Here is a 16,894-nt window from a genome sequence, read left to right on the forward strand (position 1 = left end):
AAGAAGTATTAAAATAAAACTAAATATAAGAGGAACATGTAGGCTACCAAGCAATTGGTAGCCTTACTTTTATATAAATTAAAACATAGTTATACAAACACAAAAAATATGAATATTGACAATATCTAAACTAACAGCAACTATATATGGCGAAAAGTTGGCGATTGGTGTAAAATTAAAGTATTAAAATATAAAATGAGGGGGAGTGTGTCTATGGCTGATATAGAATATAAACTTCCGGAGATAAATGTTTATTACTGTAAGCAATGCAATGTTCCAGTTTTAATAGATGAAAATAATATAGGTAATAAATGCCCTAATTGTAACAGTGAAGTAAGGTACGTAGGCACTGATGGAAGAGTAGTATATCCACAGGAGAGATTACTATTAGAGTGTGCTATAAGAGAACCTTTAAAATATATAAATAGTAGCGTATGGAATTTAAAAGGAAACAAGTACTTAATAGATGGAAAAATACTCAAAATGTCGGTTAAAGAGCTAACCTCTAAAGATCCTGACAAGGTAAGGGAACTTATAAATCAATACAAAGAACAAAATAATGATAAATTCTTTAAAGAAAATATAAAGAAATTTATTGAAGTTAACAGATATAGACTTAACTTAATAACTGATGAAGCTTGTAGTTACATAAAAAACATGGCTTCTGAATATACACTGGATAGTATGTTTGTGTCTTTTAGCGGAGGAAAAGATTCAACTGTAGTATCAGACCTTGTTATAAAAGCTCTTGGGGCTAATGACATACTTCATATATTTGGAGATACAACTTTAGAGTTAGGATCTACATATCAATATGTAGAAAAATTCAAAAAACAAAATCCTAATATATTACTTAGAAATGTAAGAAATAAGGAAAAAGATTTTATGGATTTAACAAAAAATAGCTTTGGTCCTCCATCAAGGGTAATGAGATGGTGCTGTACAATATTCAAAACAGGACCTATAAGTAGAAAAATAGATGCATTATTTAAAAATAAAAGAGAAGTTCTTACTTTCTATGGAATAAGAAGAAGTGAATCTGTTGTTAGAAGTAAATACGAAAGAGATTATGAGAGTCCTAAAATTACAAAGCAGAGAGTTGTAGGACCTATTATAGATTGGAAAGACATAGATGTATGGCTATATATACTCGCTACTAATGTATTAATAAATGAGGCTTATGAATGGGGATACACAAGAGTAGGATGTTGGTGTTGCCCTAATAATAGTTCTTGGTCTGAGTTTATGAGTAAAATCTATGAACCAGAAAGATACAAAGAATGGAGAGAAGCTCTAGTTAATTTCGCAACAAAAATAGGAAAGCCAGATCCAGAGGATTATATAGAAGAAGGTGGATGGAAAGCAAGACAAGGTGGAAATGGTCTTAATGTAAGTCACACTAAGCTTAATTCACAACATTGCACCACAGAGCAAAATGCAAAAACCTATGAATTAACAAGACCTATAGAAGACCAACTATATGAACTTTTCAAACCTTTCGGAGTTATAGACAAAGATTCGGGAAGAAAATTCATTGATGAAATATTAGTTATAGATAAGAGAACAGGACAACCAATAATATCTATACAAGGAAGTATGGGAAGCAATAAGCTTAAGATAGCAATATTAAGTAGTAATAATCCAACTCTTTTAGAAAAAAGGATAGAATGTCAAATAACAAAATATCAAGCATGTATGGGCTGTTTAGGCTGTGAAAGTGTATGTAAGTTCGATGCTATAAAAATAAGAAATAATAAATACTATATAGATGAAAAGAAATGTTCTCGTTGTTTGGAATGTGTTTCTCATTTCACAAATGGATGTTACGTTAAGAAAATTCTATATACGAAGAAATAAGAGGTGTGTAAACTATGAAAATTAAAGGACATCAAAGCTTTTATATCAGAAGAGGCTGGATTCATAAAGGCATTAAAAAAGTTAATGAAGATAAAAGTGTGTTTACAAATAAAGAATTAACTTTAACAGATGAATTTGGAATAGGAAGTAACATGGTTACTTCTCTTAAGTACTGGTTAGACGCGTTTGGCCTAGTGGATAAGAAAAGACAAGGGAACGAACATTATCATGAACTAACAGACTTAGGAAAATTGATATTGGAAAAAGATCCATATCTAGAAGAAACTAGTACATGGCAACTGCTTCATTATAAACTAGCAAGCAATGAAGAGTTAGCAACTACTTGGTATTGGTTCTTCAATGAATATAACGGAAATAAGTTTAATAAAGAAAACTTATTTAATAACTTAAATGGATTTATACAAGAAAGATATGAAAAAGAACTAGCGGAGAGAAGTTTAAAGGATGATATAAGTTGTCTTTTAAGTTCTTATGTTCCTAGAAGAGATATAGAATCTCCAGAAGATAATATAGAAAGTCCTTTTACCGATTTAGGACTTATAGAAATATATAATAAGAAAAACGGAGAGATATTCTACCAAAGAGTATCAAAAATAAAGTTAAATGTAAAAGTTGCTCTTTATATAATCTTAAATGAAGCTAAAGAAAATAAAGCTGTAGACTTAAAGGATATAATTTATTCTCCTAATAATATAGGAAAAATATTTAACTTAAATATGTATGAGGTTATCGACATATTAGAAAAATTACAAGACCTAGGATATATAAACTTCACCAGAACCGGGGGATTAGATTATATAACATTTGCCAAGAGTCCTAGCGTACAAGAAATAATGACAAATATATTCTAGGAGAGATCAACTATGTTAAAGGATATTATTAAATTTAATTCAGATATGCAGTCCTCTATAAACTTAAATCTAGATTATAAGGATGAGGGAAAGAAGCTATCTTATATACCAACAAAATCATCAATAGAAGTTATAGGCGATATAATCTCATCTTTCAGTAATCAAAATAAAACTAAAGCTAAGATATTAATAGGGCCTTACGGTAAAGGAAAATCACATTTAGCTTTATATTTAATGGGATTAATAGCAGATTATAATAGAAGTGAAAGAAAATATAATATATTACTTAACAAGGCTTTAGAAGCAAGTAATAATGATAAAGAAAATAATCATTATAAAAGTATTAATAATTTTATAAAATCCCAAGATAAATACCTTCCTGTTATTTTAAACTCTACTCCTTATAACAATGGACTTTCTGATTTGCTTATATATGGACTTAAAAAGTCTTTAGAGTTAAACGGTTTAGGAGATATAAGTTTAGATTTTTACTTTGATAAAGCTATAGATAAAATAAAATTATGGGAAAAAGATTATGTAGAAACATATAAAGTATTTGAAAGATTATTGGATGAAGATATAACTGAATTTATAGCAAAGCTTTCTTCTTATAATAAAGAGGCTTACAAAAAGTTTGAGGAGTTATATAAACAGATAACATCAGGTGCTGAATTTGAACCTTTACTTTCTTCAAATCCTGTAAATATATATAAAGATGTAAATGAAAAAATAAAAGAGCATGGATATAAGGGTATATTTGTATTTTATGATGAGTTCAGTAAGTATATAGAATATTTAATTTCTAATGATGCATTTTTAGATATTAAGTTGTTACAAGATTTTGCTGAGTTTTGTAATAGATCTAAAGATCAACAGGTACATTTGTTACTAATATCTCATAAAAACATAAGCCAATACACAGGAAGCTTAGAAAAAAACAAAATAGATCAGTGGAAGGCTATAGAAGGAAGATTTGAAGAAATTCAATATAATGATTTTACAAATCAACAGTATGAACTAATATCAGGAAGTATAAAAAAAGACGAAAAATTATGGAATGAATTTATATTAAACAATGAAGAAAAATTTGAAAATCTAAAAAATAATATGATTGTTAGGAACTTATTTAAGGATTTGAGTGATGATGAATTTGAAAAATGGGTAGTGTATGGTGCTTATCCAATGAATCCTATAACAACATATTGCTTACCTAGAATATCTGAGAAAGTAGCTCAAAATGAAAGAACATTATTTAGCTTTTTATGTAAAACAGAAACTAGCAGTCTAATAGATTATGTTAGAAACAATAATTGTGAAGTAAAACTAGACGTATTATATGACTACTTTGAAGATAATATAATATCTCTAGGATATACAGATGAAATGTATAAAATATGGAGAAAAGCAGCTAGTGCAGTAGAAAAACTAGAAGATAAATTAGGCAAAGAAATAGTAAAAACTATAGCAATTATCCATATATTAAATAACTTTGCAGTATTAAAACCGACTAAACAAATAATAAAGTTCCTTTATAGTGATAAGGGTCTAGATACCCTAGAAAATCTTATAGAAAACAATATAGTTATAGATAGAAAGACAACTACAGCTTTAGATATATGTAATGATATAGATGTTGAGATATTTACAGAAATAAAAAATATAAAAGAAAACTCTAGAAATTCTATAAATGTAACAGAAATTTTAAATTCTAACTTTAACAATATATTTATAGAAAGTAGAAGACACAATGATGACAATTGTATTATAAGATACTTCAAAGTTAAATTTGCAGAAGAAACTTTAAGTAATAGTTATATACAACAAGATCTAAAGTCTCAAAATAGTGATGGAGTTATATATATAATAAATTCAAATGATGTTATTCCTAGTTTAGGTAATGAAAAATCTATTTTTATATATGAAAAATTAGATAAATATATAGAAGAAGATATATATGATTTATGGTCTATAAAGAAGTTCAAAGAGCTTAATAAAGATGATATATCTATAAAAAATGAATTGGAAATAATTGAAAGAGCATATGAAGAAAAAGTTTCAGAATATATAGATAATATACTTAATATCTCAACAGAAAGTATTGTTTTATATAAAGATGAAAAACAGTATCTAAATAGTAAAAAAGATTTAAGGGAACTTACATCTGAAATAATGGATGATATATTTTCTAATACTCCTATAATAAACAACGAAATAATAAATAAAAACAAACCTTCAAGGGTAGTAGCAGGATCGAGAAAGAGGATAGTAGCTGAAATACTAAATCCTTTAAATAAGACTATAAACTTTAGAAAAGGAAGCTTAGAGTCAACTATACTTAGGTCAATACTACTTAGAAATGGATGTCTAGATGAACTAGAAACTGAGGGAGTTTATAAATTAAAGTATAATATATTAACTAAAGAAGATACTTCTAATAACGTGTTTATCAAGCTTATAAAAGGAATAAATGAAATAATTATAAAATCATCAGAAGGAGAAGTAAGTTTTTCAGAGATTTACGACTTTATGATTTTACCAGAATATAAATTCGGTATGAAGAAAGGGCCAATACCTGTAATACTAGGATTTATATTAAATAAGTATAAAAAGTATCTTTCAATTAAAAAAGATGGAATAGAAATACAAATAAGCGCTGATATATTGGAAGATATAAATGAAAAGCCAGAAAAGTATATATTTAGATTAGAGCAAATTAATGATGAAAAAGAAGTATATATACAGCAGCTAGAAAGCATCTTTAAAGATTATATAAATGAAAACGATAAAATATATGACAACATAACCTATTTAACAATGGGTATTAAAAAATGGTTCTTGTACTTAAGTAAGTATGCAAAAGATGCTAAAAATGAATATAAAGGAAATTTAGAATCAGAAAGATTAAGTAAAGATGTTGTTAAGTTTAAAAATAAACTAAGGATACTAAACGAAAATTCAATAGAATTTTTATTTAAAGATTTAAAATCTATATTTAATACAGAAGACTACAGCAAGTTAATAACTAAGGTTAAATCTGCTAAGTATGAAATAGAGGGATTAACTGATAATCTATATGAAAAAGTAGAAAGTGATATAAAGAAAGAATTTGATTTATCTCAATTAGTATCACTTAACAACGGGCTATATGAATTAGTAGATAATATAGATGAAGCTAAAAAGTATTCTGGTGGAATAGAAAGTACTTTAATAAACTTTGCTTGTGATAAAAAAGAGTTAAATGATCCTAAAGAATATTTAGATAAGCTATCATATGCTCTTATAGGAATATATGTGGGTGATTGGAATGATGAAACACCTAATAATTTCTACAATAAGCTAAGCGAAATAAAACATAACTTAGAAAATAAAAATGATAGTTCTGATGATAATAGCAAGGAGATGCAAACTTTAGAAATCGCTGTAACATCGGGAGAACTTAGTGATAGAGCTGAAATGTTATTAAATGATTTAAGAGACACAATAGAAGACTACGGTAATTCTATAAGTGAAGAAGAAAAGAGACAAATATTAGTAGAACTACTTAAATAGAAAGGAAAGGGAGAGAAAAAATGAGTAATATATATTTAGATAATGCAGCAACTACTTTCCCAAAACCTAAAGAAGTATATGAGTATATGATGGATATGTATCAGAATTACGGTGCAAATGTAGGAAGAGCTACAACTTCATATGATAAAGATATAAATAGTATAGTCAGAGAAACTAGAGACATGTTAAAAAATCTAGTTAATGCAAAGGACAGCTATGAAGCTGTCTTTGCACCTTCTGCTACTATAGCATTTAATCAAATACTTTGGGGACTAGACTGGAGCAAGATCAATACTGTATACATAAGTTACTTTGAACACAATGCTGTTCTTAGAACTTTAGAAGCAATAAAGAAAGATAAGGATATAAATATTAAGTTCCTAGAATTTGATTCAAATAAATGGGAATACGATTTCAAAAAAATAGAATATGAATTTGAAAATAGTTCACCAGATTTGATAATAATGAATCATGTAAGTAATGTTTTTGGTTATATAACACCAATAGAGAAAATATATGAATTTTCTAAAAAATATAATCCTCTTTATATTATAGATGCATGTCAGTCTATGGCATTAGTAGAACTTGATTTATTAAAATATAAATTTGATTTCGTTATATTTGCAGGACATAAGACTCTATATGGACCATTTGGCATGGCAGGATTTATAATGAACAAAAACGCAGATTTAAAGCCATATATATATGGAGGAACAGGTACGGAATCTATGAGTATGGATATGCCAAATGAAATTCCAGCCAAATATGAAGCTGGGAGTTTAAATATACTAGGTGTGTTTGGTTTGTATAAAGCATTAAAGTGGATAAATGAAATAGGTGTTGAAAATATAAAAAAACAAGAAGAAGTTATTACAAAGGAACTTATAAATGTCATCAAAAAATATGATTTTGTTCAAACGTATATACCTACTAACAGCCATATAGGAATAGTTTCGTTTAAAATCAAGGGGTATCCTGTTGATACTATGGGAGAATCTATAGCAAAGAATTATAAAATTGCTCTTAGATACGGACTACACTGTGCACCTAATGCTCATGAAATAAGTAATACGTTACCAGAAGGAACTATAAGAGTTAGTATAGGGTATTTTACAACTATAGAAGATATAAGAAAACTTGATGATGCTTTAAGTGAATTAGAATATGAAATATAAATTAGTAAGGAGAAAAGTATCATGAATAATATTGGGAGTGAATTTGTTAGTTATTTAAATACAATGAACAATGCTAGTAGTAATAATGAAAATGCACTAGCAGAATCTCAAGTTAAGAGTAAATATTATGATTATATAAAAGTAGATAGAAAATTAGGAAATTATATATATGAGGAATTATTCGAAAAGGGGAAATCTAGTGCTGTGATACTTACAGGTCATGCTGGAGATGGTAAGACAAGCATACTTATACAACTATTATACAAATTAGGGTACATGTCAGAAGAAGATAAAAAGTCATTAAAAGAAGAAGAACTTGTTTTAAATAAGTTTTTTTACGTTAAAGACATGAGTGAATTAAATGAAATAAAACAGCAAGAAATGTTAAAAAAGTTTTTAGTACAACATGGTAAGAATATATCTTCACTTCTTATATCTAACACAGGACCTTTATTAAATACATTTAGAAAAATAATTAATGATGATACAAAGTTTGAAAAATTTGAAGATAGTTTGTTAAAGCAACTAGATAATAACAATTTAGAAGATATAGAAGTAGAAATAGATGATAAAGTACAAAACTTTAAGATAGTAAATATGGCTAAGATAGATAATACGTATTTAGTAAGAGAATTATTAACTAAAATTTTGCAAGAAAATCTATGGGAAAAATGTAGACATTGTAAAAATACAGATAGCTGCCCTATATCTTTTAATTATCGAATTTGTACAAAGAATATAGATAGAGTTACAGATTTTATAGAAAGAACTTATATATACCTTAAGGAAAATGAATCAAGATTAACTGTAAGACAAATAGTATCACACATATCTTTTGCTCTTACAGGAAATTTAACTTGTGAACAAATAAATAAAAAGTTAACCCACGACAAAGAATCACTATTTGATTATGCTTTTCCAAATTTATTCTTTGGTTATAAGGGAACTGAATTTATAAAAGAAAGCTATAATATAAAAGCAATAAAGGAGCTTTCAAAAATAGGGATAGATCAAGTTTCATTATCTAAAGATCATAGCTTATTTGTAAATGAAGATTTTAATATGTTTGATAATGAAGTTAAACATATATTAGAAGATAAGTTAAGAATTAATATAGAAAGTTTAGGAATAGAAAGTGACAATTCTGTGCAGCTGAGAAGAGCATTTAGAAGATTTTATATGATTTTAAGTAATATTAGTAATGAAGAATTCGATACAATGATTTCAGAAATATTTTCTGATGCTTTTAAAGAATATTATAATTTAATGAAAAATAGCAACTTAAACTCCATAGAAAAAAAGAAATTAAGAAATTTGATATTCGATGCCTTATACAAAGTTTTCTTAGGTGTATATAACAAAAATAATGATATTTTATATTTAACTGTTAAAAAAGATTTTGATGATATACAGAACGTACAGTTAGTTTTAGGTGAATTCAATAGAAATAATATAAATGTGTTTAAGCAATCTAGTGAAGATTTAATAAAAGAAAATGGAGAAATAAATAGGTTATATTTTAGTGTTGGAAATGACAAAAGAGACTGTTTTGAAATAACATATCAAATGCTTAAGTATTTTATGAGAATCAATGAAGGTGAAATATTTACTAGTCTAAATCCAAGTTTTACATTTGGATTAAATAAAATAAAATCAAGGCTACTAAAGAAATGCAGAAATGAAAATTATGATATAGATGAAATAAAGCTATTATTTTTCAATAAAGATAACATAAAAACAATGAATATTCTTATAGAGGATTCAAAACTCTTTGCAGATAGTTAGGGGAGGTGTTATATATGATATATGATAAAGGGGTTTTCCCAAATTTAAAATTAGAAAACAACGAAGTTCCAGAGGTACAAAATCTTCAAATACAAGCATATGGAAGAAGAATAAGAAAAGATCAAACAGTACCAGAATATCTACTTGAGTTTTTACTTATGTATATAGGCAGAGATTATAAACTTGATCAACCAGAAAATGATGGAGAATATCATACTCACCTCAAGTATATAGTAAAACCTAACATAGGTCTTAAAAGACTTGTATTCTTTGAAAAAAGCAAGCTTGAAAATAGATTCGAAATAGATAGACATGCATATGAAAAGCTAAATAATCTACTTATGGATAATATAGACACATCTATACATAGTAAGGAAGATGTGCTAAACGTTATTCAAGATTTATATTATGGGTTTTCAGCTGTTACTAAAAATAGGGGATGGTTTGCACAGTCATTAATGCCTATATGTGAAGAAGCTGTATTTGCAGAAGCAATGGGTAAAAAAACTAAAAGAAAAAATAAATTTAAAGATAAAAATTCTCTAGATAGCTTTAATAGTGAACAGATGCTTTATGTTGAGAAAGGATTTGAATTTGGAGAGCATAATTTCATGGCAAGAGGTGGAGAAGTATATTTTTTACATGTTCTTCAAGGATTACAACAAAATCCTGAGTATAAGGAAAGCATTGAACAAAATTTAAATGCACTTCTTAAATCTTTTCCACAGTTTTCTAAAATATCAAATTGGATAATAAATACATGGAATAAATACTTAGAAGAAAAAAGTGTTGATATAGAGAAAAACTTAGATGTAGAGATGAAAGCTCAGTGGGTAACTGAAAGATACAAAAGAAGATCAGAGTACACAATAAAAGAGTTAAATAACCTACTTATGTGTGAAACTTCTGAATTTGAAAAGATAGACCTATTAAATGTAGGAATAGTTTTTCAAGTTTTAAGGATGATAGTAGAATCTGCTGTAAGTATAGCCGAAGATAAAAAAGAAGTTAATCCTATGTGGTTAGTTCATATTACTTCAAAATCTGATGCAGATAAAAAAATTAAAAAGGCAGCGTCGGAACACTATAAAAACCTAGAAGAAAAGATGGAAATAGCTATATACAATATGCTAGAAAATAAGAAACAATATCTTAAGGATAATGAGAAAGAAGCGAAAAAAACTGAAAAAGAAAAGACAGATTTGGCTCTTTTAAAAGAAGCTAATGAAGATTCATTTAAGTTGCTAAGAAAATTAGGTAAAGATATAGGACTAATAATACCATTAAAAGGAGAGGGAATGAGATTTACATTGTCTGATTCTCTAATAAGATTTTTAGTACTTTCCTTAATAGAACCAGAGCAAAAAATGACATTAGACTCTTTTTTAAAGAAATTATATAAACATTATGGGATAGTTATAGGGCCGAGAGAGTATGACTTATATGTAAGAGACAACAAGCTAAATATTAATAAGGATATGTCATATTTAAGTGATAATTTATTAGAATTTCAAAACTTATTAAGAAAGAATGGTTTTTTAAGAGAGCTCTCTGATGCAACTTCCATTGTTGAAAATCCTTATATGAAATTGGAGGGGGATACAAATGAACTCGTACGTGAGTATTGCTAAGGAACTTATATTTAATGAAATAGAAAAAGGAAATAAGATTAATATAATAAAATTAGAAAATTTTATAACTCCTAAAATATATAACGAAATATGTTTGTACTTTAAAGGGGTATTAAAGAGTAAAAACATAGATTTTATAGCCAAGTTATCTAAGGAAAAATATGAGTTTTGGGGAGAAAACTCAAGTTTTTCTTCGGTTCTTAAGGAAATGGATAAAGAAGGGTTTATTGAGAAGGAAGAGCATTTAACCAAATGGAGAAACTATTGTTTTAATAATGAAATAGAGAGTTGTGTTGTATTTTTAATGGGAACTGAGCTAGTTGAAGACCAAGGTGGAATAGAAGACTTTTATAAAATAAATCCACATATAATAGAAAATTATGTAGGTAACAAGTATTCAATTATGTTTCAACGAAATAAGTATATAGAATCGCTAAATTTATCAGATCAATATCTAAATATAATAGATAATATATATAAAAATATATTTACTCATATACCTAAAGATTTATTTAATTTAAGCGAGTTTATAGATTCTTTAGAGTATATAGAAGATAAAGATGAGCTTATTAAATATATATTCGAAAGTTTAAATGAATGGTGGAATTTACCTAATATAAGAAATATTCTTAGTAATCCTGGTCTAAACAACTTAGAAAAGAAAAAAATAGATGTCTTAGACAAATCATATAAATTTGTAAATAGAACTATGATATCTAAATATCAAACAGATAAAAAAATAGCAGGCTTGAGGAATACTGCTGATAAATATTATGAAAAACATCAAAATGAAATAACAGCAGAATTTAATGAAAAATTTCCTGGATATAATGATTATAGTGCAGTAGTAGAAGATATTATAAATTATATCCAAGGCATAAAAATAGATGAAATCAAACAAAAATTATTTAAATGTAACTTTACAGATATACTAGGTATATTAAATTATAAAGAGGGTATTGTTAGACCGCCAACTACTAAGATACCTAAAATATATGGAGATCCATTTAGAGCTATATATCTTCCGGTATTAATGGAGCTAAATAATATACCTAATGATTTGAGAAATAATATAAATAAAATTAGAGTAAATATACAACAAATAAGCTTGGCAAATACAATAACAGAATTAGATAATGAAGATAATGATTTAAAAACAAAATGGAAGAATATGTGTAGATTTTTGGGAGGAATAGAAACATTATTTGAAAATTTAATGCTATTAAATGCTGAAGGAGAGACTATTAAACTAGAAATTTACTCAGAAATATCCTCAAATGAAGAGATATATCCATTTGATATAAAAAATGCAGGAGATCTTTTACAAAAAGGGATAATTAAGAGTGCTTCTGCTAGCGAACAAAAGTCTAAAATGGCCATGGAATATGAATTCTATGGCGAAGTATCTGAAGAAGTTATTGAATCATCAGAATATGAATGGCATATATTTGAGACTGATTTTTGGGCTAGTACATATAATTTTATAGAAAGTAGTTTTGAAGATTTTATAAAACAAGATAAGTTTATACCTATAGGTATATGTAAGGAACTAGATAGTGTATTAGATATCACAAATGAAGAAGAAGTTATATACTCTATTAAGGATTTAGAGGTTAAATACAAAGATGTACTAGAAGAATTGACAGAAGGAAATGGTGAATTAATAGTTAGAGTACATGACCTAGGTGAAACATTTAATAACGTTTTAAGTTATATAAAAGAAAATGGTTTATTTAATGCAATTAAAAATACTGAAATGATACAATTTATAAGAAAATATAATAAATTATTAGATTCTCTAGTATGTAATCTAAAAAACGGGGAGCATACAGATATATCAAGGATATTGTCTAAGTGTTTTCTATTAATAAATGAGGAGAATATATATTGTGATCATATAACAGGAGCAATAATGATGCCTTATCACCCTGTAATGATAGAAAAAATAATAGAAAGATATAATTATTTAGCAAATGGGTTTTCAGAAATATTTGAAGAATTAAGGCTATCAAAAACAGACAAGTACAAAGTAAATGTAATAACAAATAAATTAGATAGATTAGATCAATTAGCCACTATAACATTTGGGTCTAGTATATTAATTGGAGAAGATAATAAATTTGTATCTTGTAATTCAACTTATGGATTCTACTCACTGTATGGCAACTCTAAAAATAATAATGGCTCTTCTAATAAAGTGGATTTTGGTATTAATGATGAAGATTTTACTGGTACTGTGCAAAGTAATCCAGTATCTAGTTATATATCAAAGGTTATAGGAGACTATTTAAATACCTATCCTTCTAAAATAGATGGGGTAAATATATCATTTATAGAACCTAAATACTACAAGAATTTAATAAATGGATTACACAATATAATAACCAAACTAGAAAAAGAAAAATTAAATGTAAAAATAAATGTTCATATATATACTAATGACTATAAATGTAACAGCAAGAACTATATAAAGTATTGGCTAGAAAATAAGTTCACAGAAGAAGATAATATAACTGTAAAAGCTCATATAAAATATATAGATTTTTCTAATTCTGTAGATAACATAAAAAATAATATAGCTAAATCAGACTTAGTTTTTATAGAAAATATTCTTGAAACAGAAGATATAAAGACTGAATTAGTTAATGATCCTATAAAAAAAGACATATCTCAAAGTAGGTATCCATCTGTATATTTACCTATACCATGTAATGAGATTAAATCAAGAAAAGTCTCTATAACTCAAACACAGTTTGAAGCAGAGTATAATCATACTAAATACATGACATATATGCAAAATAACAACGTAAAAGATGGACAATACAAAGCTGTGAAAAAAGTAACTCTGAAAAATAATATAGAGAAATTAATAGAAGGACTACATGATGTTGGTACATGGGTAGTTATAATAGATGAAAATATAGATGTAGATATACTTAACCTAAAGAATAATAAAATAATAGGATTCTCAACAGGAAACGGATATTTTGGTGAACTAAATACTACTATATCAGCTAAAGCAGAATATCTAAATGATCTAAGACAATTTTTAACGACTAGACTAAGACATAAATTTAGTAACTGGAAGGCAAAGCAAATAGAAGATGCAGCACAAGAATGTATAAATTATGCTAAGTATTTAGATGGATCAGAAATACTAAAAGCTATAAATCCTAATGATGAATCTATAAATAATTACTTAGCTTATTTACTAACCTCAAAGTTTGAAAATATATTTGAAAATAATTCTGATAAATTTTACATAAGAAAAATTATTAGTTTAGATACTCATAGCCATTTATTTGATAACCAACTTGAATTATCTAAAGAAAAAAATATAAATTCAAGACCGGACTTTTTAATTCTAGAAGTTGAAAAAGAAAATAACAACTTACCAGGTGACGAGAATATAAAAGTAAAAGCTAAAATAGTGGAATGTAAATTAGCGAAGGCTAATGATATTCATATACAAAAAGCAAAAGACCAAGTTTATGAGGGATATAATAGATTATCTAATATATGGAATGCATATAGTGATTCAGTTGAAAGAAGATTCTGGTTTAACCAGCTATATAGATTACTATCATACAATAGCAATATAAATAGTATAGAAGATAAAAATGAGAGGGACTTATTAATAAATAAATTAACAGGTATAAATGAAGGAAAATTTGAAATAGAATTTGATAATTATATATATACTTACTGGATAGATACTGACTTTGATACTCCTTATGCAGAAGAAATAGATAGTGTTGAAGAAGTAGATGTAAATATTTTTAAATTTAGTAAGAATTATATAAAAGAGCTTCTAATTGGCATAGATGACAATGATGAGGATGTAGAAGGCGACGAGGAAGAAATACCAGTACCAAAAGATGACGAAATAGATGATACAAATGATGAAGCTGAAACTCCAGAAGAAGGTAGTAATGCTGATAATGATAAAGGTGAAGGTTATGATGATGTAGCTGCTGATGGAGATGAAGAAGCTCCACAGCAAGAACAATTAATAATTGATCCTGAAGTTTTAAAGTTATTTAATTCTGGAAGTAAAGAAGCTATAGAACAAGAAGAAGAATCTATTAAGTCAAAACTAAGCAAATTACAAAATCAGTTAGAAATTAGAAAAATCCGTATAATACCTAAAGGTTATATAATCGGGCCAGATATAGTTAGAATAAGAGTAGAATTGGCTACAGGAGTAGACTTCAAACAAATAGAAAAATTTGCTGAAGAAATGAAACTATGGTTAGGGATAAATGAGCAACCGTTATTATTTATAGCAGATGGTTATGTGAATATAGATATAGTAAGAGAAAAAAGACAAACAATAAGGATGAATGATATATTATCTAAGATTAATGAATCTTCGCATAAATATAAAGACATTAAGGACAAGTTTTATATATTATTAGGAGAGGATGTATTAGGAAATCCTAGGTTAGTTGATATGAGTGACTCTAACAGTCCACACCTTTTAATAGCAGGACAAACTGGAAGTGGGAAAAGTGTATTAGTGAATGTAATATTGTCAGCCATTATGTCTATGTACACTCCAGAAGAAGTTGAGTTGATTTTAGTAGACCCTAAGTTTGTAGAACTTACTTTATTTGAGGATAGTGAATATACAAGAAATAGGCAAGCTGCAACTGAACCTGAAGAAGCTGTAAACTTACTAGATGAACTAGTAAGTGAAATGGACTCAAGATATAGGCTATTTAAGTCTAGCAGATCTAAAAATATAACAGAATATAATAAGAAAAATCCAGATAATAAACTAAAGAGAATACTTATGGTATTTGATGAATATGGAGCTATGATAGAGTCTAGCAGTGAGGTTAGAGCTAAATTAGAAAGTGCTATAAAGCAACTATCTCAAAAGGCTAGAGCTGCAGGGATACATATAATTATATGTACACAAACCCCTAAGGCAGAGATAATAACTACAACTATCAGAAATAACTTAACAGCTAGAATAGGACTTAAAGTAATAGATTCTAATGCATCTAATCTTATATTAGATACAAAAGGAGCAGAGTCTCTTTTAGGTAAAGGAGATATGTTACTTAAAACAGGGGATACTTCAAACTTAATTAGAATTAAATCACCATATATAGAAGAGAATGAAGTTGAAAGAGTTGTAGAATATTTAAATGATAAGTTTAAGGTGGGAGATAATGAGTAGTACAACAAAAGGTAATTTAAATTTTCATGAAAGCTTTTGTCCAGAACTTGAATATATAGGAAAGATACTTCAAGTTGCAGATAACTATGATTATTTAACTAAAGAAGATATATCAGAATTAACGGGGATACCTACAGGAGATAAATCAGGCAAGGTTGAGCCTCATATACATTATGCAAACTATATGAATCTTATAAAGGTTGATAAAAATGGAGGCAAGTACTTACTAAAGAAAACTGATTTAGGAAACTTAATATATAATGAAGATTTATTTTTAGTTGAGGATGTAAGTAAAGTTATATGCAATTACTTTTTAACTTCTAAAAGATTTGGAGCCACTATGTGGTTTCAGATCTTTAGAATAATTACAGAAAAGTTTGGAGACATGATAAATGAAGAAGTTCTAATAAATGAACTTAAAGATATGAATGGTATAAAAATAAACTTAACTCCATTTAGAAGTGCATATAGAAATGATAATTCTTTAAAGCCACTACGTTTGGTTGAAATAATAGATGAAGATGATAAAATAGTTAAGTTCAATAAAAACAAGGTAGATGAAGAATTAATATATGTATACAGTTATACTCTGATAAAGGAATTAGAAGATCTAGATATAAATAGGCAAGAATTTACTATTAATGAAATACTTGAAGATATAAAATGGCATAGGGGATTTTGTTGGGATGAAGAAGTTGCAATGAATACTTTAGATGAACTTAGTGATATGGGGATAGTGAATTTAAATAAACAATTGAATCCTGTAACAGTTATAAAAAACATAAATAGTGAAGACTTGCTTGATAAAGTATATTCTTTATTGTTTTAAAAAGGGAT

The 16,894-nt window shown here is 27.1% G+C and carries 8 protein-coding genes; all 8 read left to right on the forward strand.

All coding sequences use genetic code 11. From position 1 onward, the window contains the following. The first annotated feature begins 213 nt into the window (after nt 1-213). The 8 genes from ACUSRV_RS03135 to ACUSRV_RS03170 are packed head-to-tail and all read left to right on the forward strand — an operon-like array spanning nt 214 to nt 16,886. Nucleotides 214-1,857, forward strand: a complete 1,644-nt coding sequence (locus ACUSRV_RS03135; protein WP_490140465.1) for a phosphoadenosine phosphosulfate reductase domain-containing protein — start codon at nt 214-216, stop codon at nt 1,855-1,857. Between the two features lie 14 nt (nt 1,858-1,871). Further along, nucleotides 1,872-2,729, forward strand: a complete 858-nt coding sequence (locus ACUSRV_RS03140; protein ID WP_490140466.1) for a DUF4007 family protein — start codon at nt 1,872-1,874, stop codon at nt 2,727-2,729. A 12-nt stretch (nt 2,730-2,741) separates the two neighbouring features. Further along, nucleotides 2,742-6,278 carry a hypothetical protein gene (locus tag ACUSRV_RS03145; protein WP_490140467.1) on the forward strand — a complete coding sequence of 1,179 codons (3,537 nt, stop codon included), beginning with the start codon at nt 2,742-2,744 and terminating at the stop codon, nt 6,276-6,278. 20 nt (nt 6,279-6,298) lie between these two features. Further along, nucleotides 6,299-7,453 (forward strand): aminotransferase class V-fold PLP-dependent enzyme, encoded by a 1,155-nt coding sequence (locus ACUSRV_RS03150; protein ID WP_490140468.1) that lies wholly within the window; start codon nt 6,299-6,301, stop codon nt 7,451-7,453. Nucleotides 7,454-7,474: 21 nt separating this feature from the next. Beyond that, complete coding sequence (locus ACUSRV_RS03155; RefSeq protein ID WP_490140469.1) at nt 7,475-9,238, forward strand: hypothetical protein; 1,764 nt, start codon at nt 7,475-7,477, stop codon at nt 9,236-9,238. Between the two features lie 14 nt (nt 9,239-9,252). Further along, nucleotides 9,253-10,869: a hypothetical protein gene (locus ACUSRV_RS03160; RefSeq protein ID WP_490140470.1), complete on the forward strand. Its 1,617-nt coding sequence runs from the start codon at nt 9,253-9,255 to the stop codon at nt 10,867-10,869. Then, entirely contained in the window at nt 10,844-16,057 is a 5,214-nt protein-coding gene (locus ACUSRV_RS03165) for a DNA translocase FtsK (protein WP_490140471.1), read from the forward strand. Before ACUSRV_RS03160 ends, ACUSRV_RS03165 begins: the two co-directional genes overlap by 26 nt. Continuing rightward, nucleotides 16,050-16,886, forward strand: coding sequence for a hypothetical protein (locus ACUSRV_RS03170; RefSeq protein ID WP_490140472.1), 837 nt, complete (start codon nt 16,050-16,052; stop codon nt 16,884-16,886). Before ACUSRV_RS03165 ends, ACUSRV_RS03170 begins: the two co-directional genes overlap by 8 nt. The last annotated feature ends 8 nt before the right edge of the window (nt 16,887-16,894 follow it).

It is taken from the genome of Sporacetigenium sp. TC11, assembly GCF_058146105.1.

Bases quoted from the DNA above. Each gene is read 5' to 3' on its own strand.
- ACUSRV_RS03155 (WP_490140469.1), top strand. From the start codon at position 7,475: ATGAATAATATTGGGAGTGAATTTGTTAGTTATTTAAATACAATGAAC.
- ACUSRV_RS03140 (WP_490140466.1), top strand. From the start codon at position 1,872: ATGAAAATTAAAGGACATCAAAGCTTTTATATCAGAAGAGGCTGGATT.
- ACUSRV_RS03145 (WP_490140467.1), top strand. From the start codon at position 2,742: ATGTTAAAGGATATTATTAAATTTAATTCAGATATGCAGTCCTCTATA.
- ACUSRV_RS03135 (WP_490140465.1), top strand. From the start codon at position 214: ATGGCTGATATAGAATATAAACTTCCGGAGATAAATGTTTATTACTGT.
- ACUSRV_RS03165 (WP_490140471.1), top strand. From the start codon at position 10,844: ATGAACTCGTACGTGAGTATTGCTAAGGAACTTATATTTAATGAAATA.
- ACUSRV_RS03150 (WP_490140468.1), top strand. From the start codon at position 6,299: ATGAGTAATATATATTTAGATAATGCAGCAACTACTTTCCCAAAACCT.
- ACUSRV_RS03160 (WP_490140470.1), top strand. From the start codon at position 9,253: ATGATATATGATAAAGGGGTTTTCCCAAATTTAAAATTAGAAAACAAC.
- ACUSRV_RS03170 (WP_490140472.1), top strand. From the start codon at position 16,050: ATGAGTAGTACAACAAAAGGTAATTTAAATTTTCATGAAAGCTTTTGT.